Here is a 25,054-nt window from a genome sequence, read left to right on the forward strand (position 1 = left end):
CTTTTGCATGGAGCTTGTTCTTTGAAAACTAGATATCGAAACGAAAGTAAATGCGAATTAGAACATTCCTTTTTAGCTGAACTTGTGTATAACAAGTTTCAATAAAAACGGTAGTTAATTGCTGTTGCGATGGTATCGAGTGGGAGCGACTTTTGGCTTTGGACGAAGTCCAAAACAAGGGAAGCAAGCGATCGAAACCGGAGCAATTTGGTTAAGCTACTAAGAGCACACGGAGGATGCCTAGGCGCTAGGAGCCGATGAAGGACGTGGCGAACAACGAAACTGCCTCGGGGAGCTGTAAGCAAGCTTTGATCCGGGGGTGTCCGAATGGGGAAACCCAGCTGGGGTAATTTCCAGTTACTCATAACTGAATACATAGGTTATGTAGAGGCATACCAGGGGAACTGAAACATCTAAGTACCCTGAGGAAGAGAAAACAATAGTGATTCCGTCAGTAGCGGCGAGCGAACGCGGAGAAGCCCAAACCAGAGAGCTTGCTCTTTGGGGTTGTGGGACGTCTCACATGGAGTTACAAAGGAACCGGTTAAGCGAAGAGGTCTGGAAAGGCCCGCCAAAGAAGGTAAAAGCCCTGTAATTGAAAGTCTGTTCCCTCCGAGACGGATCCCGAGTAGTGCGGGGCACGTGAAACCCCGTATGAATCCGGCAGGACCATCTGCCAAGGCTAAATACTTCCTAGCGACCGATAGTGAAGCAGTACCGTGAGGGAAAGGTGAAAAGCACCCCGGAAGGGGAGTGAAATAGAACCTGAAACCGTGTGCTTACAAAAAGTCAGAGCCCGTTTTAGGGGTGATGGCGTGCCTTTTGTAGAATGAACCGGCGAGTTACGTTCCCGTGCAAGGTTAAGGTGAAGAGCCGGAGCCGCAGCGAAAGCGAGTCTGAATAGGGCGACATAGTACGTGGACGTAGACCCGAAACCGGGTGATCTACCCCTGTCCAGGGTGAAGGTGCGGTAACACGCACTGGAGGCCCGAACCCACGCACGTTGAAAAGTGCGGGGATGAGGTGGGGGTAGCGGAGAAATTCCAATCGAACTCGGAGATAGCTGGTTCTCCCCGAAATAGCTTTAGGGCTAGCCTCGGAAAACAGAGTCGTGGAGGTAGAGCACTGATTGGGTGCGGGGCCCGCAAGGGTTACCAAGCTCAGTCAAACTCCGAATGCCATAGACTTACTTCCGGGAGTCAGACAGTGAGTGCTAAGATCCATTGTCAAAAGGGAAACAGCCCAGACCATCAGCTAAGGTCCCCAAGTGTGTGTTAAGTGGGAAAGGATGTGGAGTTGCACAGACAACCAGGATGTTGGCTTAGAAGCAGCCACCATTGAAAGAGTGCGTAATAGCTCACTGGTCGAGTGACTCTGCGCCGAAAATGTAACGGGGCTAAACACACCACCGAAGCTATGGCTTGATGCTTTGCATCAGGGGTAGGGGAGCGTTGTATAAGGGTTGAAGGTGTACCGTAAGGAGCGCTGGACATTATACAAGTGAGAATGCCGGTATGAGTAACGAAAAGATCAGTGAGAATCTGATCCGCCGAAAGCCTAAGGGTTCCTGAGGAAGGCTCGTCCGCTCAGGGTAAGTCGGGACCTAAGGCGAGGCCGAAAGGCGTAGTCGAAGGACAACAGGTCGAAATTCCTGTACCACCGTAAGCCGTTATGAGCAATGGGGGGACGCAGTAGGGTAGTGACGCGGACTGATGGATGTCCGTCTAAGCAGTAAGGCTGATGTGTAGGCAAATCCGCACATCGTAAGGCTGAGCTGTGATGGGGAGCGAAAATTGTAGTAGCGAAGGTCATGATCTCACACTGCCAAGAAAAGCCTCTAGCCAGGTGAAGGTGCCCGTACCGCAAACCGACACAGGTAGGCGAGAAGAGTATTCTAAGGCGCGCGGAAGAACTCTCGTTAAGGAACTCGGCAAAATGACCCCGTAACTTCGGGAGAAGGGGTGCCCCGGTAGTGTGAATAGCACGAGGGGGCCGCAGTGAAAAGGCCCAAGCGACTGTTTAGCAAAAACACAGGTCTGTGCGAAGCCGTAAGGCGAAGTATACGGGCTGACGCCTGCCCGGTGCTGGAAGGTTAAGGGGAGTGGTTAGGAGCAATCCGAAGCTGTGAACCGAAGCCCCAGTAAACGGCGGCCGTAACTATAACGGTCCTAAGGTAGCGAAATTCCTTGTCAGGTAAATTCTGACCCGCACGAATGGCGTAACGACTTGGGCGCTGTCTCAACGAGAGATCCGGTGAAATTTTAATACCTGTGAAGATGCAGGTTACCCGCGACAAGACGGAAAGACCCCATGGAGCTTTACTGCAGCTTGATATTGAATTTGGGTACGATCTGTACAGGATAGGTGGGAGCCTGAGAGACATGAGCGCCAGCTTGTGTGGAGGCAACGTTGGGATACCACCCTGATCGTATCTAGGTTCTAACCTGGTACCGTAATCCGGTGCGGGGACAGTGTCAGGTGGGCAGTTTGACTGGGGCGGTCGCCTCCTAAAGAGTAACGGAGGCGCCCAAAGGTTCCCTCAGAATGGTTGGAAATCATTCGAAGAGTGCAAAGGCATAAGGGAGCTTGACTGCGAGACCTACAAGTCGAGCAGGGACGAAAGTCGGGCTTAGTGATCCGGTGGTACCGCATGGAAGGGCCATCGCTCAACGGATAAAAGCTACCCTGGGGATAACAGGCTTATCTCCCCCAAGAGTCCACATCGACGGGGAGGTTTGGCACCTCGATGTCGGCTCATCGCATCCTGGGGCTGAAGTAGGTCCCAAGGGTTGGGCTGTTCGCCCATTAAAGCGGTACGCGAGCTGGGTTCAGAACGTCGTGAGACAGTTCGGTCCCTATCTGTCGTGGGCGTAGGAAATTTGAGAGGAGCTGTCCTTAGTACGAGAGGACCGGGATGGACGTACCGCTGGTGTACCAGTTGTTCCGCCAGGAGCACCGCTGGGTAGCTATGTACGGACGGGATAAACGCTGAAAGCATCTAAGCGTGAAGCCCCCCTCAAGATGAGATTTCCCAGTATGTAAGACCCCTTGAAGACGACGAGGTAGATAGGCTGGGGGTGGAAGTGCAGCAATGCATGGAGCTGACCAGTACTAATCGGTCGAGGGCTTATCCAATAGCAAGTGATAGTTCGCATGTTTCGTTTCGAATCTAGTTTTCAGAGAATGATCTCTGAAATGTAAGCTACGCGTTTGGTGGCGATGGCGGAGGGGTTCCACACGTACCCATCCCGAACACGACCGTTAAGCCCTCTAGCGCCGATGGTACTTGGACCGCAGGGTCCTGGGAGAGTAGGACGCCGCCAAGCAATCGAAGGACACACTTGATGATATCGAGTGTGTCTTTTTTGTTTTTATTTACACAGGGAAACAACTAACTTTACAGATCAGAGTGCACCAGGACCTACACTGTATGATTAGACTGACTATTGATTAAAGCTGCTATATGTATTTCATCTATTTGAATTCCGGACTCTCTAGCTTCGTTCAGCAACCTTTCAGTTGAATTTAACGTACGTTTCAGTGGGATGGAGTATAGTGAAGCCATGTAAAAACGAGGAGGACCATAATGAATATATCTTCTGCAGCCAGCTCCACAACATCATACATATCGGCATTTTCGAGTTCGGAAAATTCAAGTAGTTTAGAGAAACAAAAGACGAAGCTTGAGGCTCAACTGGAGAAAGTCCAGTCCAGCAAGGACGATGAGAAGACAAAGGAGACAAAGACCAAACAGCTTGAACAGCAGATCAAGCAGATTGAGGCGCAGATTGCACAGCAAAGCTCTCAAGGAGCAGGTACAACCGTTGCTAAGGAGGCGCCACCTGCCCAACCCTCAGCCAATGGAAAGGGCGTAGCTACCCCTAAGGAAATTGCAAACGCAACAACGGATAGCAATGGCCGATTCGATATACGTATCTAATTGCTTATATCTAATATAGGACAAAACATAACAAAGCCCTGACCGATCTTTATGGATCGTGCAGGGCTTGTTTAGATTTTTGTTTAATTATTTATGGGGTCTACCTACATGCTATCCGCGTTCCATTTATCTTTCATCTGATGCCGTTAACTCATCTGATAACGTTATTCAGCCTGCAACGCGTTTATTCGATCCGTAAGGGATCGTTTTCTATAGTATACGGCTATAGTTGCAAGAACGAGCATCTCAGATAACGGTACGGCAAGCCATACACCCGTTACACCAAAGAAGGAAGGGAGGACTGCAATCAGTGCAATCATGATGATCATCTCACGTGCAGCTGTAATCCAGATGGCCATTTTGGCATTACCTACAGATTGAAAATAGGTGCTCATGACAAAGTTAACACCCATAAACACATAAGCAAATGTAAATATACGTAATCCGTATACGGCATTATCCGTTACGCCGCTACTGAAGTTTCCAAAGATTTGCACGAAATAAGGTGCACCGATTTGAACAATAAGCAGTAACAGTAGACCGCATGCCAGAGCCGTTTTCGTGGCTAAACGTATCGTTTGTTGTACCCGTGTAACCTGACTGGCACCGTGATAATAGCTTATCAGAGGTTGGGCAGCGGATGCCAGACCCAGGAAAGCCAACAATACAACACCATGAATGTAGTTCAGCACGGTAAAGGAAGCTACACCATCCGTACCCGCAATGCGGTCCATGGAGATATTGTGAGAGACAGAGAAGACCGACATGCCAAGTTCAGCCAGAAAGCTGGGGAAACCAATGAGTAGAAGGGAAGCCAGCAGTTTGTTGTTCCATTTGAACCGGGTGAACGTGAGATTATTTGTTTTTTTGAAAAAGTGAGTGAACAGGACAAGCAGCGCAAGAGAAGCCGATACGATAGTACCGATGGCCACACCGCGTACACCCCATTCGAGTACATACAATGTTACATAATTAATGACGATATTGGCCACAGCAAACGTTATCTGAGCGTACATGGATGTGTTGGGATTGCCGTCGTTCCGAACAAAAACAGAGAGTGCATTCTCAATGGTAAAGACAAATCCGAACAACAACATGATATTCATGTAGTCCGAAGCAAACGGGAAAGTCTCGGCATTAGCACCGAGGGAGTATAACAGCTTGTCTTTAAACGTAAATGCAGTATAACCAATAGCCATCGTAACGAGCATTATGAGCATAATGGATTTGGTAAAAATTTGTTTGGCTGATGTGATATCTTTTCTACCCATCGCGTTAGAGTACAACGTTGCCCCGCCCATACCAATCCACAGCGACATGGCAACAAAAAGCGTGTAAACAGGAGAGGCAATGCCGATCCCTGCCATCGCGGTAGAACCCAGTTTGTGTCCAACCATAATACCGTCGATAATAAAATTAAAAGCAACCACCAGCATCCCCAATACAGAAGGCACAAGGTAGCTAATAAAAGCTTTGCCTACCGATTGCCCTTCCAATGGATGCGTCCAATTCGTATTCATAATGACCTCCGTTAGTAAACTGAATGTTCATTCTGTATGCAATAATACTGAACGTTCGTTCTGTATGATAACACGGCTTGAATTCTCTTGGCAACTTTTGCGTTTGAATATCGTTTATGTGGTAGAGTAGGTTGATATTTTATAAGGCGGGAGGAATCTCTTGATGAAACAAAATAAATACGATGAATCGGAATTTTTTGATAACTACAGTAAGATGGCTCGTTCTGTTCAAGGGCTGGAGGCTGCTGGAGAGTGGCATGAACTGCAGACCCTTCTGCCGGATTTGAAAGACAAGCGTGTGCTGGATTTGGGATGTGGTTTTGGTTGGCATTGCCGGTATGCACGCGAGCAACAAGCGAGTTCAGTAATTGGTGTAGATTTGTCTGAGAATATGCTCCAACGTGCTCGTGAGATGACGGACGATCCACAGATCCAGTACGAGCAGCTGGCGATTGAAGATATTGATTTTGCACCGGGACAATTCGACGTTGTGATCAGTTCGCTGGCTTTGCATTATATTGAACAGTTAGACACGGTGTATGCCAAAATCAATGACTGTCTTGTTCAAGGTGGCACGTTTGTCCTTTCCTCTGAACATCCCATCTTCACCGCTCGTGCGGCGCAGGATTGGCATTACGGACCCGAAGGTGAGATTCTTCACTGGCCCGTGGATGATTACCATGATGAAGGCAGGCGTGTGGCGAACTTTCTGAATCAGGATGTGGTTAAATATCATCGTACACTGGCAACACATATCAATGAACTTATTAAGGCCGGGTTTGCCATTCAAAAGGTGGCTGAGTCCAAACCATCACCGGAAATGATTGAACAGGTTCCTGGGATGAGAGACGAGAATCGGAGACCGATGTTTCTGATGATTGCTTCGGTTAAAGTATGAAGGAGTAAGGAGAAATTTGATAGTAACAGCGATCAGAAAGTTGATCGGTCATTCAAATGACCGGAACTACTTGAATAAATCGGTGTGTTCAGTGATATTGAACACGCTGTTTTTTATTTTGCTACAATAATAAGAAATAATGTTCAAAACAGGGAACCAAACCACAATTGATCCAGTCATATTAAGTGAGGTGAACAACAGTTGGATTATCAATTTCTGGCACAGGCTCAGACCATCGACAATTACACACTTAGCAGCATGATGGATGTCTACGGAAACGACGTGTGGAATTACGCTTATTTTCTGACCAAAAGTGCCGAACAGGCAGATGAATTGTCACAGGAAGTTTTTATTCGGGCGTACTCGGGGGTTGCTCATTATCGCGGAGAGTGCTCACTAAAAACATGGCTGTTGACGATTACTAGAAACACGACTTTTACATATCGAAAATCTAAATTTTTTCGTAGCAGTCTGTGGGGAGAGACCTTACCCATGGAGACAGAGTGTGTGGGTTCGAGCCAAAGAGTCATGATTGCAGAGCAGCCTACACATCCTTCGGCTGAGATGGAAGTGATGCGTAAGGAGCATGTCCATGAAATCTGGGATATTGTTCTGGCTTTGCCGAAGAAGTTCAGGGAGATTCTTTTGCTGAATCTGAAGTATGAGCTTACGACAAGTGAGATTGCAGAGATGTTGAAAATCAGCTCAGGCACAGTAAAATCCAGACTATCCCGAGGTAAGGATAAGGTACGGAAACAATGGGAGGAGCGAAGCGAATGAAACACAAGGATGAGCAATGGGAAAAGGAGATCCGAAAGGGACCGTTTGCATCGTCTCCTTTTACAGCGGATCACAAGCGAAATGTGCTTCAACAGGTGGAGTTGATGAAGAAGTCTGAAGAAGGTAGTCTGGGAAATGACTCGGAGCAAAGTTATAGGTCGCCCAGACCGTTTAGACCGCAAGTAGACAACGTGTCACTCAAGCGTCGCCTTAGAAGAGGGCCCCTTGCTGCAGGCATGAGTGCTTTGGTTATTGCCGCTGGATTGTTCCTATGGAGCTGGGATGAGGGAAAACTGGTGAAACCTGTGATCGAGCAGGTCTATCCGACAGCAGCATTACAGTTATCCGATGGTTTGAACACAAATCTGCTGACCGACAAAATGAAAAGAAATGTTGCGACTACGATGCGAGATGATCTGGGTAAACAGCTGAAGATTACGAAAGTGGAAGATTTGCCTGTGTCCGGCAGAATATATGTAGAGGCTGGACATGAAAGTGAGAAGGAGTATGCGCAGATATGGCTAGATGCGACAACAGGCAATCTGCGTGAAGTAGGAATGAGACGAGAGATGCAGCCAAGCGAGCTGGAGCACCGTTACCTGCGTCAAGTTCCATCGCTTTTGCAAAGTATAGGCAGCACTCCAACGCTTAAACCTGTATCCGTTCAACGTTATGTGAGTATGAAGCAAGGGGAGTTGGAGCCGATATCACATACGACATTAACATTAGTGAATGAGAGTAATTATGGGGAGATTGTATGGCAACAGGATCAGGCTATCTCGATTACAGGCGAGCTTAGTCCTGATCAGGTATCTCAGGCAGTGCTGGCAGATGCGGAGGATGCCGTTAAGGCAGTATTCGGTGAAACTTCTCTAAAACTTAGGGGGGTAAGTCGTACCAAAGATGATGAAATTGGGAGAGATGTAATTAATCTTAGTTTCAATGATCATTATTTAGTTCAAATGATTGTAGGAGAAGAAACTAAAGTTTACTCTGTAATTGGGGAGAATTTATATCGAAATGATTTTACTAATTGGGACGAAGTAGAAGCGTATCATCAGGAGATTTATGACGTAAAGGAGTCTATCCTCAGGGAGCAGGTAGGGGCGATGATTAAAGAGGTATTTAACGTTAACCTCCAAGGATACACTCTTCATAGGGAAGTTGATAATCCGGGGATTGCCATATTTAAACTAGAGTCGCCGAAAGATGTTATACGGGTTCGCTACAATGAAGATGTAAAAATTACGATGATCACCAGAGGCGAGTTATAGAGCTTGATCTTACATGTTACAATTTAGTTCATCAATAGAATGAACACAAGGAGATAATGATGAAATATTTGGTGAGTTCTTGTCTGGCGGGGATAGCTTGCCGTTACAATGGAACAGCGAGCCTGGATGAGAAGATTCAGGAGCTTGTGGAGCAGGAGCAGGCGAAGATGGTGTGTCCGGAGTTACTTGGCGGATTCTCCACTCCACGGGAACCGGCTGAAATTATCGGTGGAACAGGCAAGGACGTACTGGCAGGCATTGCAAAAGTGATCGAGAAAAGTGGCAAGGACGTCACGGACCTGTATATCAAGGGAGCCTATCAGACGCTCGATTGGGCGCGAAAATTGAATGTGTCATGTGTGGTATTGAAGGAGTTCAGTCCGTCCTGTGGTACACAGATGATCTATGATGGGAATTTTGCCAACCACAAGGTAGCTGGAGAGGGTGTCACCTCAGCATTGCTGAGACAAGAAGGATATACCGTCATTTCTGAAAATGAATTTATGGAGCAACTGTAAACTTCATGTGTGAAAATATGCCGTCTGGGGAGAAGATATATGATCCAGCAACGGCTATTTTCCTTGTTAGGACACAATAGTTACTTTTAGAAACTTAGGAACAATAATGTGCTTACTTTTCATTTTAGGATATAGATTCTAAACTAATACTTAAGCAAATCCAAAATTAGAGAATAACGATTCAACATAAAAATATAAAAAAGGACGTGGAGCTCCATGGAAGTTACAGCAAAGTCAAAGAAAAAGGAAGACATCTTAAAGGCTTATCATTTCCGGCATGCAACGAAGATCTTTGATGATACCCGCAAAATTTCGGATGAGGATTTCCAATTTATATTGGAAACCGGCAGATTATCTCCAAGTTCCATTGGACTTGAACCGTGGAAATTTCTGATTGTACAAAATCCGAACCTGCGCAAGCGTCTGTCCGAAGTTTCTTCCGGCGCTCAAAAGCAATTGGCAACAGCAAGCCATTTTGTTGTTATTTTGGCCCGGTCCGATGCCAGTTATAATTCTCCCTATGCGGAATACATGTTGAAGGAAACAAAAGGAATGCCGGAGGACGTATTTGAGCTAACAAGTCAGGCTTATGGAAAGTTCCAAAATAACCAGAGAATTCTGGATAATCCACGATCATTATTCGACTGGGCATCCAAACAGACGTATATTGCACTTGGCAACATGATGACGGCGGCAGCTCAAATCGAGATTGATTCTTGTCCGATCGAAGGTTTCAGTCGTGACGATGTCCATCGAATTATGGAAGAAGAGGGTTTGCTGGAGAATGGTGCATGGGACGTCTCGGTGATGGCAGCCTTCGGTTATCGGGTAGAGGAGCCCACGCGTGAAAAGTCCCGACAATCGGTTGAGAAAATCTCCCAATGGATTAACTGAATTCAGCAAAATTCAACATGAGTCAAGGAACGATGATCTAATATCAAGGTTTAAGATCAAGATCTAACATTATAGTATAGAGGATCAGAAAAACAAAACAGGATCGAAACAGCCCGATAGTTTCCACAGGTACAAGGATGGAAACTATCGGGCTTTTTTGTTTTTAGATAAAAAAGAACTTGAACATACATAGATGTCTATGTATAATGAGGTCATGCCAAAATACAACGCAATTGCACTGATTGCAAGAATCAGAGATCATGTCAACAAACGGATTGTTCACGAATTGGAACAGCATGAAGTGACAGGCATTGTACCTTCTCATGGGGATGTATTGATGTTCTTGTACCGTGAAGAGACGCTGTCAATCAAGATGTTGGCAGAACGTGTTCAACGCACGCAACCAACGGTAACGGTACTGGTCAACAAGCTGGAGAAGCTCGGTTATGTTGAACGCAGCAAGAGTGCCGAAGATAGCCGGGTGACGATGATTCGCCTCACTGAGCAGGGGAAGCGGCTCGAACCGATCTTCCATCAGGTATCCGAGCAGATTAATGACATCATCTATAGTGGCCTGTCCGATGAACAGTCGGAGCAATTGGAGAGTTTGCTGTCCATTATTGTCCGAAAGTTATAATGAATGAACTCTTCTGTCTGCAACCCTTTCCAGATTTGACTGGGATGGAGGCAGAGGAGCCCTAATATTTTTTACCCATATACATAGATATCTATGTATTCGGGAACGTATCAATGTAACCCCATTTTCGAAACCTAACTCAAACCAAACCTGGAGGGATTCACACTATGAAACATCTTATCGTATATGCTCACCCGCACACAGACAGCTTTAATAACGCAATCCTCAATACTGCTGTAGAAGCTCTCGAAGCTCAAGGCCATGAAGTGGTTGTTCGTGACTTGTATAAGCTTGGATTCCAACCCGTACTGACTGAAGCCGATACAGCTTCCATGCGCGCAGGACAGACACCACAGGATATCGCGACAGAGCAACAGTATGTTACCGACGCAGAAGCCATTACATTCATCTATCCGATCTGGTGGACAGGACTTCCTGCCATTATGAAAGGATATGTTGACCGTGTATTCGCCTATGGTTTTGCATATGCAGCGGGTGAAGCGGGTATCGAGAAATTGCTGACAGGCAAAAAAGGACTCATCATCAACACACATGGTACACCAAGTGAAATTTATGATCAGATTGGCATGACTGCTGGATTGAAAATAACTTCGGACGTAGGTATCTTCGATTTTGTAGGCATTGAAGCCGTAGATCATCTGCTCTTCGGTAGTATTGGATACCTGGATGCACTTGCATATCAAGCCATGTTGGATCAGGTTAAACAGACGGTAACGACCAAATTCTAATATAGATTTTGGTTCTCTATAGGAATTCCATATGATACCAGACCGACTCGATCATGAGTCGGTTTGTTTGTTCATGTGTTTGCAAAATGCCTGAAAGGGGGTATAATCGTACCCATGGAACCTATACTTATATTCAAAGCATTATCGAACGAGACACGTAGACAAATCCTGTTGTGGCTCAAAAGCCCGGAGCAACACTTTTCACCGCTGGAACTGTCCCAGCATCCGGATGGGGGCAAAAACGGAATCTGTGTCGGCACGATTCAACTGAAGGCTGGACTGGCTCAGTCGGTTATATCCAGTTATCTGCTGACCATGCTCAAGGCAGGGTTACTGCTCTCCGAGCGAAGAGGACAATGGACGTATTATCGGCGCAACGAAGAGACGATCCGTCAGTTTGCCGAGTACGTGCAGAACGAGTTATAAGCCGGATGCCGGAACGGAAACTAGGATGCACATGCAGGCAGGGATTCCGTCCGGATGTAAACGGCTAGTTCAGTATCACATCACTACATCCAGTTGCGATTTAATTAATCTATATATCTGGATATACAAAAATATAATCATCGAGGGGATTAAACGATAATGACTACAGAAAATACAGCTTCATCTCATAAAGAACATATCCAAGACGTTAAGCTTTCCATCCTTGATTTGGCTCCAGTTGTTGTAGGCGCAACACCAGCCGATGCCTTGCGCAACAGTCTGGATCTGGCACAGCATGCTGAGCGTTGGGGATATCACCGTTACTGGGTAGCAGAACATCACAACATGCAAGGTATTGCTTCTTCTGCAACCTCGGTCGTTATTGGATATCTGGCTGGTGGAACCAAAACGATTCGTCTGGGTTCAGGAGGTATCATGTTGCCCAACCATGCACCGCTTGTCATCGCTGAGCAGTTCGGTACACTGGAATCCTTGTATCCTGGCAGAATTGACTTGGGACTGGGACGTGCACCAGGCAGTGATCGCCGGACATCGCTTGCGCTACGCAAAGATCTGAATAGCGGGGAAGATTTCCCGGAGCTGCTCGCAGAGCTCAGAGCATACTTTGATGCTTCGGCGACATCTTATCATGCGCCTGTTCGCGCAGTTCCTGGAGAAGGATTGAATATTCCAATCTATCTGCTCGGGTCCAGTGATTTCAGCGCACGTCTGGCAGGTCAGCTGGGATTGCCGTTTGCTTTTGCCAGTCACTTCTCGCCCGATTACACCCGGATTGCACTGGAAACGTATCGAAACAATTTCCAACCATCTGATCACTTGAAGGAACCACATGTGATTGTTGGGGTCAACGCTGTTGTTGCGGATACAGATGAGGAAGCAGCATGGCTGGGTACAACGATGCAACAGCAGTTCCTGAACATTATTCGCGGCACAACGGGATTGGTACAGCCTCCGGCTGAGATGGAAGGCAAGTGGACGGACCGTGAGAAAGCTGGTGTGGAGCAGACGCTGAAGGCCGCTGTTAATGGTTCCCCAGAAACCGTTCGTGGACAGCTGGAATCCTTCATTCGGCAGACGCAGGCAGATGAGCTGATTATTACGTCGATGATCTATGATCATAAGGCGCGTCTGCATTCCTATGAGTTAATTGCACAATTGGCGGGAAAAGCCTAATCTTAAATTTTCACCATAAAAGCTGGCTTAACAGTAAGCTATAGATCCAAATTTACGGTTCGTCTCCCAGTGAGGCGGACCGTTTTTGAATAGGGAAAATTTTCAAATAATTCATGTGGGGCAGAAGACTCATTATGGGGTAAAATGACTTTACCGGTTTAATTTGAAACGGTTAATCAGCGCCATACGTATAAATCCAGAGAGTTATACATATGTTGGCTTGTACAAGGGACTTTATTTTTTTCAGGCAAGGGACATTTATCAGATTTACAGCTTGTTTTGATTAAGGATACATATGAGAGGACGACACGCCTATGGAGCAACCTGAGCAACCCCGCGTTTGGCCGGAGCGGTTCAAGCGATTTTTTCTTAACAACAAGTTTGTCCTATTTCTGCTAATTCTGCTGTTAGTGGGACTGAACGTCATGGTTCTGACCAAAGTATCCTTTGTTCTTCATCCGCTCGCAGTACTCATCAAAACCATTGTGTTACCTATCATTCTGTCAGGCATACTCTACTATCTGCTGAATCCGATTGTGGATGTGATGGAGAGATGGAAAATCAAGCGCGGCTGGTCCATTCTGATCCTGTATCTTGCAATAGGAGGCATTCTGACAGTCGTCGTGTTGGCGGTCATTCCGGTTGTGCGTAACCAGATTGTGGGGCTGATTGAAAATTTCCCAACGTACAGTGAGACGGTAAAACAGCAGTTTGAGGAGCTTACGGGCAGTAAACTGTTCGGTCAGTTCCAGGAGACGGTGAATTTGAATTCTCAGGATTGGTGGGGAACCATCTCCCAAAAGGCCACTGAAATTCTGAACTCGACCTGGACCAAGTTGGGCGGATTCCTCGGAGCTTTCACGGAGACCGTGCTGTCCATCGTAACTGTCCCGTTCATCCTGTTCTATCTGCTGAAAGACGGCAAGAAGCTGCCGGCAAAAATTCTGTCTTTCCTGCCAATCAAGAGCCGTACAGGCGCCATGCATGTGCTGGAAGACATCAATCACCAGATCAGTTCATTCATCCGTGGACAGATTATCGTCAGCTTCTGCATCGGTATTCTGCTCTACATCGGATATATGGTCATTGGTCTGGATTATGCACTGATTCTTGCAATAATCGCATCGTTTACAAGTGTTGTTCCGTACTTGGGACCTGCAATTGCCATTACACCTGCGTTGATCGTGGCACTCGTCACTTCGCCGGTGATGCTGCTGAAGATGGTTGCGGTATGGACGATTGTGCAGTTAATCGAAGGTAAATTCATCTCACCACAGATCATGGGTAAAACGTTGAAGATCCATCCCATCACGATTATCTTTGTCATCCTGACTTCGGGTAATCTGTTCGGAGTCGTAGGCATTCTGCTCGCTGTTCCAGGATACGCGGTGCTGAAAGTATGTGTATCGCATATCTTTAACTGGTTCAAGGACAGATCCGGCCTGTACGATCCAAACAAGAACAATCTGTTGTAACCGAAGTGGCAAGCTCCAACTGATCGGTAATCCGAAAGCATAGTTACTTTGTATTCTGTACAAAACGGTACCCTTACCAAGAAGAACCCCCGTCCATCGGCATATAGCCGAGAGGCGGGGGTTCTTCTTCATGGACCAGCTTGGCGGCTGCCTAGCTGTGTTTAATATGCTGGAGCGTTTGCAGGAAAATCTGCTCAATATGAGTATCATCCAGAGAGTAGTACACGGTCTTGCCTTCCTTGCGCCGCTTGACGATCCGCATATTGCGGAGTGAACGCAACTGGTGTGAAATGGCCGACTGTCCCATGTCGAGCAGAACCGTCAGGTCATGCACACATAATTCCTTCTGTAACAGCGCATCAATAATACGTAGCCGTGTCGGGTCGCTGAATGCCTTGAACCAATCTGCCATCTCGGAAGAGGTATCCCGATCTATGAGTGAAGTGCGAATCGTCTGCACATCCGCTTCAGTACCCGAGCAGGTTGCATCACATTCGCTTGGTGCTTTAACCGGTTGTTCCATTTCATATCACCGCCTATGTTAACAACTATAGCTCTATTATATCCAAAAACGGCCTAAAGCGAAATGATTACTATTAGCATAATCTGTATGAAAAATCAACAACGGATGTTGACACTCATGTTTGGGCGTGCATATAATAGGGGTAATTAAACATATGAATGAATGCTCATATATTGAATGTAGTTGGAGGATAACATTGTTTTTGTACTGCAAAGGGGAGAATTCACATGGGAACCGGACAGGAACAGGTGAAAAGGGAACTGCTGCTTGATGGATTGGACTGTGCGAACTGCGCATTAAAGATCGAGAACGGCGTTAAAAAAATTAAGGGCATTAACGAATGCTCCGTCAATTTTGTTACCAAAACATTATCGTTACACACCACCTCCGATATGGATGAACAAGTAGTGGAAGAAGCGAAGCGCAAAGTGCTTCGGCTGGAGCCTCATATTCGTATCTCGGAAAAAGGAAAACAAGTAAACGGACATGTACAGACTCATGCAGGGAGTTTGGCTGGTTCACACAAACACAGTCATGACCATGCCGGACATGATCATGGACATTCACATACACATGGCGATCACTCGCATACTCATGATCATGGAGATCCGCAGGGCCACGCACACGATCACGGAAGTCATGCTGAGCATAATCACGATCACAGCCATACCCATGATCACGATGCTCATGTAGGCCATTCACATGAACATGGTGCAGGTCAGACCAAAATATTGCTTGCTCGTCTTACTGCCGGTTCTGTGTTGCTCGCAGCTGCGATCTGGTCACCGCTGGAGGGATGGGCACAGTTCACTCTATATGCGCTTGCTTATCTGATTGCCGGGGGAGATATCGTGCTCCAGGCGTCCAAAAACATCATCCGCGGTCAGGTGTTCGATGAATACTTCCTCATGTCCGTCGCTACCTTGGGTGCCTTTGCCATTGGAGAGTATCCGGAAGGGGTAGCAGTCATGCTCTTCTATCAGCTCGGAGAGCTGTTTCAGGGCATGGCGGTTAATCGGTCACGCAAGTCCATTCAGTCCCTGATGGACATTCGCCCGGACTACGCGAATATCCTGACGGGTTCGGGTGACGAGACACGGCGGGTATCTCCGGAAGACGTTCGGATCGGTGATCGTATTGTCGTGAAGGCAGGAGAGCGAGTACCGCTGGATGGTATCGTTCAAGCTGGGCGTTCCATGGTGGACACTTCTGCCCTGACAGGTGAGTCAGTACCTCGTGAGCTGGAGCCCGGAAGTGATGCACTTAGTGGATTTGTAAACAAAAACGGGATGTTGACCATTGAAGTAACCAAAACGTTTGGTGAATCAACGGTATCCAAAATTTTGGATCTGGTGCAGAACGCGAGTAGCCGGAAGGCCAAAACAGAGCATTTTATTAGTAAATTCGCCCGTTATTACACCCCGGTTGTTGTGATCCTTGCAGCCCTGATTGCATTTGTTCCGCCGTTGATACTCAGTGGTGCAACATTTGCGGACTGGATCTATCGTGCATTGGTCTTCCTGGTCATCTCATGCCCTTGTGCGCTGGTGGTATCTATTCCACTTGGATTCTTCGGTGGTATCGGAGCGGCTTCACGTAACGGGATTCTTGTCAAAGGCAGTAACTATCTTGAAGCATTAAACGATGTGAAAGTTGTCGTTTTTGATAAAACGGGTACCCTAACCAAAGGTGTATTCAAAGTAACAGCCATTCGTCCCGAAGGCGAACGCACGGAAGAAGAACTAATGAAGCTGGCAGCCATTGCCGAAGCAAATTCCAATCATCCGATTGCCGAATCCATTCGCGCAGCTTGGGCCAAAGCGATTCCTACACAAGGTGTGGAAGGTTATGATGAAGTTGCCGGACACGGGATCAAGGTGAGCGTGGATGGTAGGGAAGTGCTGGCAGGCAACGCTAAATTAATGAAGCAGGCTGGTATATCCTATACCACACCAGAGACGGCCGGAACGATAGTGCATGTTGCTGAAGCTGGCACATATGTTGGTCATCTGATCATTGCTGATGAGGTGAAGGACGATGCAGCAGCTGCTATTCAGGCGCTGAAGAAGCTTGGCATCCGCAAAACGGTTATGCTGACAGGAGATGCCAAAGCCGTGGGTGAAGCGGTAGGACGCGAGCTGGGTGTGGATGAGGTCTATGCTGAATTGTTGCCACAGGATAAAGTCGAACGACTGGAGCAATTGGAAGCGGCCAAATCTCCGAAGGAAAAAATGGTGTTTGTCGGTGATGGTATCAACGATACACCTGTGCTGGCACGAGCCGACGTGGGAGTAGCGATGGGTGGACTCGGTTCAGATGCTGCCATTGAAGCGGCAGACGTGGTCATCATGACCGATGAACCGTCCAAACTTGCGAGCGCAATCCGCATTGCAAAGCGTACACGCATGATTGTGTGGCAAAATATCGCGTTTGCTCTGGGGGTTAAGGCGATCTTCCTGCTACTGGGTGTGTTCGGCATTGCCACCATGTGGGAAGCGGTATTCTCGGATGTCGGTGTCACAGTACTGGCTGTCCTGAACGCCATGCGTGTACTTCGTGTGAAGAATATCTAAGTTTACGAAACGATCCAGGCGGCTCTTCGTATATACGTAGAGCCGTTTTTATATTTAAGGTTATTCTGTCATCGAAGTGCCAGTGTAAGCAGGTCGATGGAAGACAACAGAGAAGGGGAGAACGTTTTGACAGGAGCAGTAGTTGGGATCATTATTGGCGTGTGCTATTTCATTCTGGGGTTAATGGTGTTCAAAAAACCACCGAAAATGATTAACGGAATATATGGATATCGGACCCCGCGCGCAATGAGTAATCCCGAGTTGTGGGACGAAGCGCAAAGTTATAGCGCCAATCTGATGATGCAATTTGGTGTGATTATTACGATATTCGGCATTATCGGTTTCTGGCTTACAGATGTACGAGCTTTGGTGCTGAGTCTGGTTGCTACAGGGTTCTATACGTTCAGACTGTTTACCAGAGTGGAAGGTCGTTTGAAGCAAATGCAGCGAGCGCAACAGCAACAAAATGAGCAGAACGGATAAGGAAAATTGAATGAATAGTGTAGAGAGGAAGACTCGCGAGTGAAGCGGGTCTTTTTTTTGTTGTAATTGGAGAAGCGAACACGCTGTTAAACTCGCTAAAACTTCAGGCATGAAATCTAACGTTGACGTTAACGTCAATATTATATATAATTATATACATAACATTACGGACACATGAGAGGGGTGAGGGAAATGAGTTTATATAAAATCGACGACGTAGCCAAGGAATGCGGTTTGACCAAGCGAACCATTCGGTATTATGAAGAGATTGGTGTCATGCCTTCACCTCAGCGGACAGATGGCGGAACGCGGTTGTACACTCGTGACGATATCAATTTTCTGAAGAAGGTGGTTCGTGCCAAAGAGGTACTTGGATTCTCTCTTCAGGAGCTACATACTTATGTGGCAACAGCAGATGCACTGAACGAACAACGTTTTGACTACCAGCAGACGACCGAAGTGAGAGAGCGTATTGAGAAGCTCAACACGATGGAAACAACACTAGATGGTCAGCTGCAACTGATTGAGCAGAAACTTCAGAGCATACATGCCGTACAGACTGAATTGGAAGAGCTGCGTGAACGCGTTCGGAGCGGTATTCAGAAATTACAGGCACACGATCCGCAGCGTGATGAAGACGGGTAACCCGAATGGCAATCAAAGTTATATACAAAACCTTATATACACATAATCGCTACATGGAGTGAGCACCATAGTGACTGTGGCAATCCTGTACAAACACCGGATGTTCCGGTGTCATTTGTGCCGCTTTGTCACCTCTAATTCTGAAAATGAACACGGGTTTTCATTGTCTTTCGCAACATTTTCAAATAAAAAAATTCACCACATAAATCATTCACAGGAGGAATTACGTATGAAAAGAGAGCCATCGTTACCGGACGAATTGCCGTCATCTCGTGGGGGCTTGCTGTCTCAACCGAGAGCGGTATGGGCGGTCGCCTTTGCATGTATCATATCCTTTATGGGTCTGGGTCTGGTTGACCCGATTTTGCCGGCAATTGCAGATCAGCTGCATGCTTCCAAAAGCCAGGTGTCGCTGCTATTCACCAGCTATAACGCTGTAACGGGGGTAGCGATGCTGATTACGGGTGTCGTATCCAGCCGGATCGGTGTGAAATGGACGCTGCTTAGCGGCATATTGTTGATTATTATCTTTTCCTTCCTTGGGGGTACCTCAGACACGGTAGGTGCATTGGTCGGATACCGGGGCGGTTGGGGACTTGGTAATGCCTTGTTCATCGCAACAGCGTTATCCGCTATTGTGGGACTGTCCACTTCAGGGACAGCCAAGGCTATTATTTTGTATGAAGCAGCACTCGGTCTCGGGATTGCAGTTGGTCCGCTGCTAGGTGGTGAGCTGGGTTCCATCTCTTGGCGTGGCCCGTTCTATGGCGTGGCTGTACTAATGGCAATTGCGTTTATCAGCATTACATTTATGTTGCCCAAAATGGCAAAACCAAAAACACGCAGTTCGTTGTCTGATCCGTTCAAAGCATTAAGTTATCCTTCACTGAAAACTTTGGCGATTACCGCCTTCCTATATAACTTTGGTTTCTTTACTTTGATGGCCTATTCACCTTATGTCATGAATCTGGATGAGCACGGCTTGGGTTATGTATTCTTTGGTTGGGGACTGATGCTGGCCATTACGTCGGTATTTGTTGCTCCAAGACTGCAACGCCGATTCGGCTCGGTGCCGTCCATGAGTGTCATGCTTACATTGTTCGCGATCGATCTGGTTGTTATGGCCATGGGTACGGTGATGGGGTCACCAACTACCGTTATAGTGGCGGTCATTGTGGCAGGGATCTTCCTTGGGATTAACAACACATTGATTACAACGGCTGTTATGGAAGCTGCACCTGTGGAGCGTTCGGTTGCTTCTGCTGCATACAGCTTCGTTCGTTTCCTTGGTGGTGCACTTGCTCCATGGCTTGCAGGTAAATTGTCCGAGTGGTTCCTGCCGGAAACACCGTTTTATTTTGGCGCATTAATGGTTCTCATTGGTGTCGTTGTACTGTTAGTACGCCGTCGTCATCTGCGGGATATCGATTCCGCCATTACATCTCATTAATTCATAGGAGGAATTGCAATGCTGAAACGTATATTGGTTGCTGTTGATGGTTCGGATCATGCGCATAAGGCTTTGGAGCAAGCGCTGATTCTGGCTGAGGATATGAAACAACCCGCAAGTCTGTTGATCGTGCATGTCAATCCTGCTATCTCTATTAATGAGCCTGCATTGGGTGTTGATTTGGAAGCTCGGATTGCTGAAGAAGGGAAACATATCATAGAACCTGTGACCAGACAGTTGTCTGGGAGAGACGTTGCATATGAGACCCTGCTGATTGCGGGTGATCCCGTCAATGAGATCTGTCGTGTGGCGCGCGAACGAGATTGTGGAATGATCGTAATAGGTACAGGCGGGAAAGGCATGCTCGCAGAGATGATTTTGGGTAGTGTCAGCCATGGCGTATTAAAACATGCAGAGTGCCCTGTCCTGACGGTTAAATAAGTGAGTGGGTTGAGGGGCCAAAAGTAGTGTATAAATAGATAAGGTAATATAACGCCATATTCTTGTAGTCATTATTGGATGGAGGATACAGCATATGAAAAAACAACATCTGTTCATCGGTGGCAAACCGACCGAATCCGTAGATTATATAGCACTTCAAGCACCATACTCCGGGGAAACGCTGGCAGAAGTCTCGTCGGCTTCAGCCGAGGAAGCGGAGGCTGCTGTTGCAGCTGCGGTTCAGGCCGGGAAGGCAATGCGCCAGATGCCTGCACATCAGCGTGCAGATATTCTGTACAAGTTGTCCTCCATGCTTGAAGAACGCAAGGAAGAAGCAGCGCGAATCATTGCGCTTGAAGCGGCGAAGCCGATTACCGCAGCACTGGCCGAGGTTGACCGTACGGTGGAAACGTATCGTTTTGCCGCCGAAGAAGCCAAGCGGCTGACCGGTGAGACGGTTCCGATGGATGCAGCCAAAGGGGGAGAAGGGCGTATCGGCTATACGATGCGGCAACCTCTAGGTGTCATCGGTGCGATTACGCCTTTTAATTTTCCAATGAACCTGGTAGCACATAAGGTAGGCCCAGCGCTGGCAGCAGGCAATACCATTGTTCTCAAACCTGCGGAGCAGACACCCCTTTCCTCCTATTACATCGCTAATCTGCTTCAGGAAGCCGGATTGCCGGATGGTGCACTGAACGTAGTGAGTGGTGACGGTAAAACTATTGGGGATGTGCTTGTTGAACACCCTCGTGTTGCCCATATTACGTTTACAGGCAGTCCAGCAGTAGGTACGAGCATTCGCAGCAAAGCAGGACTCAAACGCGTCACATTGGAGCTTGGGTCGAATGCAGCGGTGATTGTGGATAAGGACGCAGATCTGGACAAAGTGGTTCCGCGTTGTGTGACGGGTGCTTTTACGTATCAGGGACAGGTATGTATTTCCCTACAGCGCATTTACGTACATCGTGATATCTCGGAAGAATTCATCCGGCGTTTCGCTGAAGCGGCTAAACAAGTGGTGATCGGAGACCCACTGAGCCCGGATACGGTGGTGTCTGCACTGATTACCTCCAAGGATGTACAGCGTACACTCGACTGGATTGAAGAAGCCAAACAGGCCGGGGCTAAAGTGGCAGCAGGCGGTCAAGCTGAAGGAGGCGTTCTGCGTCCAACGGTGCTGGTGAACGTTCCACGTGATGCCAAGGTATCCTGCCAGGAAGTGTTTGCACCCATCGTGGTGATCAATCCGGTAGATTCCGTTGAAGAGGGTATTGAACATGTCAACGATTCTATCTACGGACTTCAGGCAGGGGTATTTACAAACGATATTTATACCGCCCTCCATGCTGTCGATCAGATCGAAGCAGGCGGAGTTATGATTAATGATATTCCCACGTTCCGAGTGGATCATATGCCTTACGGCGGTGTGAAACAGAGCGGTATCGGTCGTGAAGGTGTAAAATATGCAGTAGAAGAAATGACAGAATTGAAGTTTGTCATGTTTAACAAAGGATAACTTTCTTCCATTATTTTATTCAATATACCGTATGTTAAGGAAAAATATAACTACACGCTCCTGTGCCAGAATAGTGGCACAGGATTTTTTAATTGAAGATCATGGAAAAAGTTTAAAAAATACATACGGATTCTTCACTGACTGCGGGTTCACATCTGATGAGACGGGTATAACATAGTTAACATACCGCAACTTAACTGACCAAACGCCGCTCATATTACCGAAGCATGATGTACCCAACCATAGCACGAGCGGAATGAAGCGGTACAGCACTGCCGAAAGTCTTATATTCTCTCATTATTCAAATAAAATGCAGTATGAAATAATAAGCCTGAACTCTGGAGTTGCAGGACAGGCAGGAGGTGTATTCAAATGGCATATTCCATGGTTGATGTATCAGGAATGTCAGGCGTAAGTCTGAACGAACTGAGCCAGTATGCGCAGACAGGTCTTCTGAATCCGGCCTTTGGGGATTCGGATGAAGCTATCTATTATGAAAAGCAGGAATTAATGAGACTCCAGCAAATCCTTTTCTGTAAGGAAGTAGGTATGGAGGAAAATGAGATTGGCCCTATGCTAAGGGATGATCCTCAGGATGTCATACGCATCATGAAACAGCATCGCATTGAGATTCTGGAGAAGGCACTCCGCTTGCATGGTTTGATTCAGACACTGGACAAAACGATCGCGCATTTGCTAGGAGAACAGGAAATGGACGAACATGAGCTGTATATCGGTTTTGTGGATAAGGGGCGTCATCAGTTATTAAATGAATCGGGTTCTAACCCTGTCAATAATGATGTGAAACGAATGCAGAAAGAGGACGTTCAGAAGTCTGACCAGGAGTTAAAATCGAAAGAAGATTATCTGGATTCCCAAGCGAAAATTGATCAGGTTCATCTTGACTTGCAACAGGCCATTGAGGATGGATTGGAACCCGGTAGTGCGAAAGTGCAACGGATTATTGACAGGCATCTTGAATGGATCAAAGGTTATTATACACCCACTGCTGAGATCTATCGGGATTTGGCCAATCTGTATGTAGAGCATAAAAATTTCCGCCAGATGTATGATGGTTACCACCCGAGGCTGGCTGAATTCCTGCGGGACGGGATGATGATTAAAGCGGAACACGATCTATCCTAGATGCATAAAGTAACATGGGCGAGCAAGAACATGGGTGTGAAACAACTTGGATAACAAAGAGCGCAGACCTCTAGGAGGACTGCGCTCTTTGTTATTACAGGTCATTCACCATCGTGTGTGATGAAGTCTCCGATCACCTTGTTCATCATTTCCTAAATAGATACGGTTGCTTCCAACTGCTCAGTAAGCAGGCTTACGGCTTTCTCCAGGAAGATGCGGTCTTCGTCATCAAAACGGTTTTTGATCGGGCTGTCGATATCCAGCACCCCGTACAGTTCACCGTTTATGATAATAGGTACAACAATCTCACTGTTCGATGCTGCATCACAGGCAATATGGCCTGGGAAGGCATGAACATCGTCAACGACCAGGGTACGTTTTTCCGCAGCAGATGTGCCGCATACCCCACGTCCCAGTGGAATTCGGATACAGGCAGGCAGTCCTTGGAATGGTCCGAGGACCAGTTCTTTTCCATCATACAGATAGAAGCCGACCCAGTTGGTGTCGGTCATAAATACATTGAGCAGCGCAGCAGCGTTCGCCAGATTGGCAATCGCACTAGGTTCATCGCGGATCAGAGCACTTAACTGTCCCAGGACGGCGGTGTGCTGCTCACTTCGTGTTCCTTCATAGGAAACAGCTTGAAACATGTAAATCACCCTCCCGAGCAAAATGGTACTTATTTTCAAGATAGTGCAGAGTATGCGGTTAGTCAAGCGGAGGATTTCGGAAAGGCAAGAGAATACCAGAAGAATCCTCCTGTTTCTCAGCTTCTCGCGTGGGGTAATTACTTAGCAACCACGGAGGGCTACAACCCGGGAAGGAGCTTGGCTTATGCATGCAGAGGTACAGAATCTATTTGTACGGATTCATCTACTATATTTCGCCCAAAATCAGGATTTGAACGTTAGCGAGGCGCTGCCCCTATTGGAAGAACGGGGATATCGCGTTGGAGAGCGGGAGATCAAGCAGGAGCTTGAACACCTGACACAGGAGAACTTCCTGACCGCCCACGGGGACCAATGGAGCCTAACCGGGACTGGTATTGAAGAATTCAAGGAAATCACCACCGTACTTGGCCGGGTTAGCGACGAATTGCTGGCGAAGGACAAGAAAACGTCCAAAGCCTAGAATTTATTCGGACAAGCACGATGACGTGATTCATTCAAACTTGAATGGATCCATACGGACAACAAGACCGGGAGCGATATTGGCCCGGTTTTTTGACGTGTATCCGTGACTGAACAGTTGCCATTCGGCGCAGGTTATGATTAGATGACTAATGAATCTTATGGTCTGCGGAGATGGATCGGATCGGAGTGTCTTATATGTATAAATGCAAAGGAAGAATTCCCGAAATGGAGACTGCGCGGCTTCGTCTGCGTAAAATGCGTCGCAGGGATGCGGCCCAGATGTTCGCATGCTGGTCAGATCGCGAGGTGACCCGTTACATGAATCTTGCACCCATGATTGGGACAAGCGAAGCGGCGGACATGATTGGACTGCTCAACCAAATGGCAGGGGAAGAGGACGCGATCCGCTGGGGGATCGAACTCAAAGAAACAGGCAAGCTCATTGGCAGCTGTGGATTTAACACATGGCAGCTTGAAGGCGCATTCCGTGGGGAAATCGGTTATGAGCTGGGACGGGACTATTGGCGTCACGGTTATATGACAGAGGCTTTCTCGGCATTGCTGCCCTTCGGGTATGAGACCATGGGGCTTAATCGAATTGAAGCGCTGGTTGATCCGCGTAATGTGGCTTCCGGTGAGTTCCTGACGAACCGCGGCTTCACGCGAGAAGGGCTGCTGCGTCAGGTGCAACATACATCCACCGGATACAAGGATATGGTGATGTATTCGATGTTGTATGATGAGTTTCTTCGCAAGAAAGGTAAATAAAGAGACAGTATATATTTGTTTTTTATTTACACGTAAACGAAGAAACAGAACAAAGTTGGAGAAGCACC

23 protein-coding genes and 2 rRNA genes are annotated in these 25,054 nt (G+C 47.3%); 22 read left to right on the forward strand and 3 right to left on the reverse strand.

Going from position 1 to position 25,054, the window contains the following annotated elements; genetic code table 11:
• Positions 1 to 209: 209 nt before the first annotated feature.
• The 3 genes from MKX40_RS03060 (at position 210) to MKX40_RS03070 (ending at position 3,940) form a co-directional block, all read left to right on the forward strand.
• Positions 210 to 3,135 (forward strand): 23S ribosomal RNA (locus MKX40_RS03060).
• A 74-nt stretch (positions 3,136 to 3,209) separates the two neighbouring features.
• Positions 3,210 to 3,326 (forward strand): 5S ribosomal RNA (rrf, locus tag MKX40_RS03065).
• 260 nt (positions 3,327 to 3,586) lie between these two features.
• Positions 3,587 to 3,940: a FlxA-like family protein gene (locus tag MKX40_RS03070; protein WP_339239370.1), complete on the forward strand. Its 354-nt coding sequence runs from the start codon at positions 3,587 to 3,589 to the stop codon at positions 3,938 to 3,940.
• Between the two features lie 164 nt (positions 3,941 to 4,104).
• Here the strand turns inward: MKX40_RS03070 and MKX40_RS03075 are convergent, their stop codons facing one another.
• On the reverse strand, positions 4,105 to 5,460 hold the full coding sequence (locus tag MKX40_RS03075) for an MATE family efflux transporter (protein WP_339239372.1): 1,356 nt from the start codon (positions 5,458 to 5,460) through the stop codon (positions 4,105 to 4,107).
• A 163-nt stretch (positions 5,461 to 5,623) separates the two neighbouring features.
• Here MKX40_RS03075 and MKX40_RS03080 point away from each other — a divergent pair, with 163 nt between their 5' ends.
• The 10 genes from MKX40_RS03080 to MKX40_RS03125 all read left to right on the forward strand — a co-directional run bounded on the left by MKX40_RS03080 (position 5,624) and on the right by MKX40_RS03125 (position 14,305).
• The gene (locus MKX40_RS03080; protein WP_339239374.1) at positions 5,624 to 6,358 is read left to right on the forward strand and encodes a class I SAM-dependent methyltransferase; all 735 of its coding nucleotides are present in this window, start codon (positions 5,624 to 5,626) and stop codon (positions 6,356 to 6,358) included.
• Between the two features lie 201 nt (positions 6,359 to 6,559).
• The gene (locus MKX40_RS03085) at positions 6,560 to 7,138 is read left to right on the forward strand and encodes an RNA polymerase sigma factor (protein WP_339239375.1); all 579 of its coding nucleotides are present in this window, start codon (positions 6,560 to 6,562) and stop codon (positions 7,136 to 7,138) included.
• Positions 7,135 to 8,412: a hypothetical protein gene (locus MKX40_RS03090; RefSeq protein ID WP_339239377.1), complete on the forward strand. Its 1,278-nt coding sequence runs from the start codon at positions 7,135 to 7,137 to the stop codon at positions 8,410 to 8,412. Before MKX40_RS03085 ends, MKX40_RS03090 begins: the two co-directional genes overlap by 4 nt.
• A gap of 59 nt (positions 8,413 to 8,471) precedes the next feature.
• Positions 8,472 to 8,930 (forward strand): DUF523 domain-containing protein, encoded by a 459-nt coding sequence (locus tag MKX40_RS03095; protein WP_339242899.1) that lies wholly within the window; start codon positions 8,472 to 8,474, stop codon positions 8,928 to 8,930.
• A 216-nt stretch (positions 8,931 to 9,146) separates the two neighbouring features.
• On the forward strand, positions 9,147 to 9,824 hold the full coding sequence (locus MKX40_RS03100; RefSeq protein ID WP_339239378.1) for an NAD(P)H-dependent oxidoreductase: 678 nt from the start codon (positions 9,147 to 9,149) through the stop codon (positions 9,822 to 9,824).
• Positions 9,825 to 10,038: 214 nt separating this feature from the next.
• A complete protein-coding gene (locus MKX40_RS03105; protein WP_091018819.1) occupies positions 10,039 to 10,461 on the forward strand; it encodes a MarR family transcriptional regulator in 423 nt (140 codons plus the stop codon).
• A 167-nt stretch (positions 10,462 to 10,628) separates the two neighbouring features.
• Positions 10,629 to 11,210: an NAD(P)H-dependent oxidoreductase gene (locus MKX40_RS03110; RefSeq protein ID WP_339239379.1), complete on the forward strand. Its 582-nt coding sequence runs from the start codon at positions 10,629 to 10,631 to the stop codon at positions 11,208 to 11,210.
• 114 nt (positions 11,211 to 11,324) lie between these two features.
• On the forward strand, positions 11,325 to 11,636 hold the full coding sequence (locus MKX40_RS03115) for an ArsR family transcriptional regulator (protein ID WP_339239380.1): 312 nt from the start codon (positions 11,325 to 11,327) through the stop codon (positions 11,634 to 11,636).
• A 159-nt stretch (positions 11,637 to 11,795) separates the two neighbouring features.
• Positions 11,796 to 12,830, forward strand: a complete 1,035-nt coding sequence (locus tag MKX40_RS03120; RefSeq protein WP_339239381.1) for an LLM class flavin-dependent oxidoreductase — start codon at positions 11,796 to 11,798, stop codon at positions 12,828 to 12,830.
• Positions 12,831 to 13,144: 314 nt separating this feature from the next.
• The gene (locus MKX40_RS03125; RefSeq protein WP_036614215.1) at positions 13,145 to 14,305 is read left to right on the forward strand and encodes an AI-2E family transporter; all 1,161 of its coding nucleotides are present in this window, start codon (positions 13,145 to 13,147) and stop codon (positions 14,303 to 14,305) included.
• 151 nt (positions 14,306 to 14,456) lie between these two features.
• Here MKX40_RS03125 and MKX40_RS03130 read toward each other — a convergent pair whose 3' ends face one another.
• Positions 14,457 to 14,828 (reverse strand): metalloregulator ArsR/SmtB family transcription factor, encoded by a 372-nt coding sequence (locus MKX40_RS03130; RefSeq protein ID WP_339239382.1) that lies wholly within the window; start codon positions 14,826 to 14,828, stop codon positions 14,457 to 14,459.
• Between the two features lie 227 nt (positions 14,829 to 15,055).
• Between MKX40_RS03130 and MKX40_RS03135 the strand changes: the two genes are divergently transcribed.
• The 7 genes from MKX40_RS03135 (at position 15,056) to MKX40_RS03165 (ending at position 23,085) form a co-directional block, all read left to right on the forward strand.
• The gene (locus MKX40_RS03135) at positions 15,056 to 17,401 is read left to right on the forward strand and encodes a heavy metal translocating P-type ATPase (protein WP_339239383.1); all 2,346 of its coding nucleotides are present in this window, start codon (positions 15,056 to 15,058) and stop codon (positions 17,399 to 17,401) included.
• A 126-nt stretch (positions 17,402 to 17,527) separates the two neighbouring features.
• Positions 17,528 to 17,884, forward strand: a complete 357-nt coding sequence (locus MKX40_RS03140; protein WP_339239384.1) for an SdpI family protein — start codon at positions 17,528 to 17,530, stop codon at positions 17,882 to 17,884.
• A gap of 192 nt (positions 17,885 to 18,076) precedes the next feature.
• Positions 18,077 to 18,529: a MerR family transcriptional regulator gene (locus tag MKX40_RS03145; RefSeq protein WP_339239385.1), complete on the forward strand. Its 453-nt coding sequence runs from the start codon at positions 18,077 to 18,079 to the stop codon at positions 18,527 to 18,529.
• Between the two features lie 229 nt (positions 18,530 to 18,758).
• Positions 18,759 to 19,979, forward strand: a complete 1,221-nt coding sequence (locus MKX40_RS03150) for an MFS transporter (RefSeq protein ID WP_339239386.1) — start codon at positions 18,759 to 18,761, stop codon at positions 19,977 to 19,979.
• 18 nt (positions 19,980 to 19,997) lie between these two features.
• Entirely contained in the window at positions 19,998 to 20,420 is a 423-nt protein-coding gene (locus MKX40_RS03155) for a universal stress protein (protein WP_339239388.1), read from the forward strand.
• A gap of 94 nt (positions 20,421 to 20,514) precedes the next feature.
• Positions 20,515 to 21,939 carry an aldehyde dehydrogenase family protein gene (locus MKX40_RS03160; RefSeq protein ID WP_339239389.1) on the forward strand — a complete coding sequence of 475 codons (1,425 nt, stop codon included), beginning with the start codon at positions 20,515 to 20,517 and terminating at the stop codon, positions 21,937 to 21,939.
• Between the two features lie 372 nt (positions 21,940 to 22,311).
• Complete coding sequence (locus MKX40_RS03165; RefSeq protein ID WP_339239390.1) at positions 22,312 to 23,085, forward strand: TipAS antibiotic-recognition domain-containing protein; 774 nt, start codon at positions 22,312 to 22,314, stop codon at positions 23,083 to 23,085.
• A 152-nt stretch (positions 23,086 to 23,237) separates the two neighbouring features.
• Here MKX40_RS03165 and MKX40_RS03170 read toward each other — a convergent pair whose 3' ends face one another.
• On the reverse strand, positions 23,238 to 23,735 hold the full coding sequence (locus MKX40_RS03170) for a GAF domain-containing protein (protein WP_339239392.1): 498 nt from the start codon (positions 23,733 to 23,735) through the stop codon (positions 23,238 to 23,240).
• A 184-nt stretch (positions 23,736 to 23,919) separates the two neighbouring features.
• On the opposite strand from MKX40_RS03170, the gene MKX40_RS03175 reads away from it, so the two are divergent.
• Positions 23,920 to 24,216 carry a hypothetical protein gene (locus MKX40_RS03175; protein WP_339239393.1) on the forward strand — a complete coding sequence of 99 codons (297 nt, stop codon included), beginning with the start codon at positions 23,920 to 23,922 and terminating at the stop codon, positions 24,214 to 24,216.
• Positions 24,217 to 24,413: 197 nt separating this feature from the next.
• The gene (locus MKX40_RS03180) at positions 24,414 to 24,986 is read left to right on the forward strand and encodes a GNAT family protein (protein ID WP_339239394.1); all 573 of its coding nucleotides are present in this window, start codon (positions 24,414 to 24,416) and stop codon (positions 24,984 to 24,986) included.
• The last annotated feature ends 68 nt before the right edge of the window (positions 24,987 to 25,054 follow it).

Source organism: Paenibacillus sp. FSL R5-0517, assembly GCF_037974355.1.
Lineage (GTDB): Bacteria > Bacillota > Bacilli > Paenibacillales > Paenibacillaceae > Paenibacillus.

Excerpts from the sequence above, each read along its gene's own strand:
- MKX40_RS03070 (WP_339239370.1), top strand. The coding sequence starts at position 3,587 with ATGAATATATCTTCTGCAGCCAGCTCCACAACATCATACATATCGGCA.
- MKX40_RS03075 (WP_339239372.1), bottom strand. The coding sequence starts at position 5,460 with ATGAATACGAATTGGACGCATCCATTGGAAGGGCAATCGGTAGGCAAA.
- MKX40_RS03080 (WP_339239374.1), top strand. The coding sequence starts at position 5,624 with ATGAAACAAAATAAATACGATGAATCGGAATTTTTTGATAACTACAGT.
- MKX40_RS03090 (WP_339239377.1), top strand. The coding sequence starts at position 7,135 with ATGAAACACAAGGATGAGCAATGGGAAAAGGAGATCCGAAAGGGACCG.
- MKX40_RS03095 (WP_339242899.1), top strand. The coding sequence starts at position 8,472 with ATGAAATATTTGGTGAGTTCTTGTCTGGCGGGGATAGCTTGCCGTTAC.
- MKX40_RS03100 (WP_339239378.1), top strand. The coding sequence starts at position 9,147 with ATGGAAGTTACAGCAAAGTCAAAGAAAAAGGAAGACATCTTAAAGGCT.
- MKX40_RS03105 (WP_091018819.1), top strand. The coding sequence starts at position 10,039 with ATGCCAAAATACAACGCAATTGCACTGATTGCAAGAATCAGAGATCAT.
- MKX40_RS03110 (WP_339239379.1), top strand. The coding sequence starts at position 10,629 with ATGAAACATCTTATCGTATATGCTCACCCGCACACAGACAGCTTTAAT.
- MKX40_RS03115 (WP_339239380.1), top strand. The coding sequence starts at position 11,325 with ATGGAACCTATACTTATATTCAAAGCATTATCGAACGAGACACGTAGA.
- MKX40_RS03120 (WP_339239381.1), top strand. The coding sequence starts at position 11,796 with ATGACTACAGAAAATACAGCTTCATCTCATAAAGAACATATCCAAGAC.
- MKX40_RS03125 (WP_036614215.1), top strand. The coding sequence starts at position 13,145 with ATGGAGCAACCTGAGCAACCCCGCGTTTGGCCGGAGCGGTTCAAGCGA.
- MKX40_RS03130 (WP_339239382.1), bottom strand. The coding sequence starts at position 14,828 with ATGGAACAACCGGTTAAAGCACCAAGCGAATGTGATGCAACCTGCTCG.
- MKX40_RS03135 (WP_339239383.1), top strand. The coding sequence starts at position 15,056 with ATGGGAACCGGACAGGAACAGGTGAAAAGGGAACTGCTGCTTGATGGA.
- MKX40_RS03145 (WP_339239385.1), top strand. The coding sequence starts at position 18,077 with ATGAGTTTATATAAAATCGACGACGTAGCCAAGGAATGCGGTTTGACC.
- MKX40_RS03150 (WP_339239386.1), top strand. The coding sequence starts at position 18,759 with ATGAAAAGAGAGCCATCGTTACCGGACGAATTGCCGTCATCTCGTGGG.
- MKX40_RS03155 (WP_339239388.1), top strand. The coding sequence starts at position 19,998 with ATGCTGAAACGTATATTGGTTGCTGTTGATGGTTCGGATCATGCGCAT.
- MKX40_RS03160 (WP_339239389.1), top strand. The coding sequence starts at position 20,515 with ATGAAAAAACAACATCTGTTCATCGGTGGCAAACCGACCGAATCCGTA.
- MKX40_RS03165 (WP_339239390.1), top strand. The coding sequence starts at position 22,312 with ATGGCATATTCCATGGTTGATGTATCAGGAATGTCAGGCGTAAGTCTG.
- MKX40_RS03170 (WP_339239392.1), bottom strand. The coding sequence starts at position 23,735 with ATGTTTCAAGCTGTTTCCTATGAAGGAACACGAAGTGAGCAGCACACC.
- MKX40_RS03175 (WP_339239393.1), top strand. The coding sequence starts at position 23,920 with ATGCATGCAGAGGTACAGAATCTATTTGTACGGATTCATCTACTATAT.
- MKX40_RS03180 (WP_339239394.1), top strand. The coding sequence starts at position 24,414 with ATGTATAAATGCAAAGGAAGAATTCCCGAAATGGAGACTGCGCGGCTT.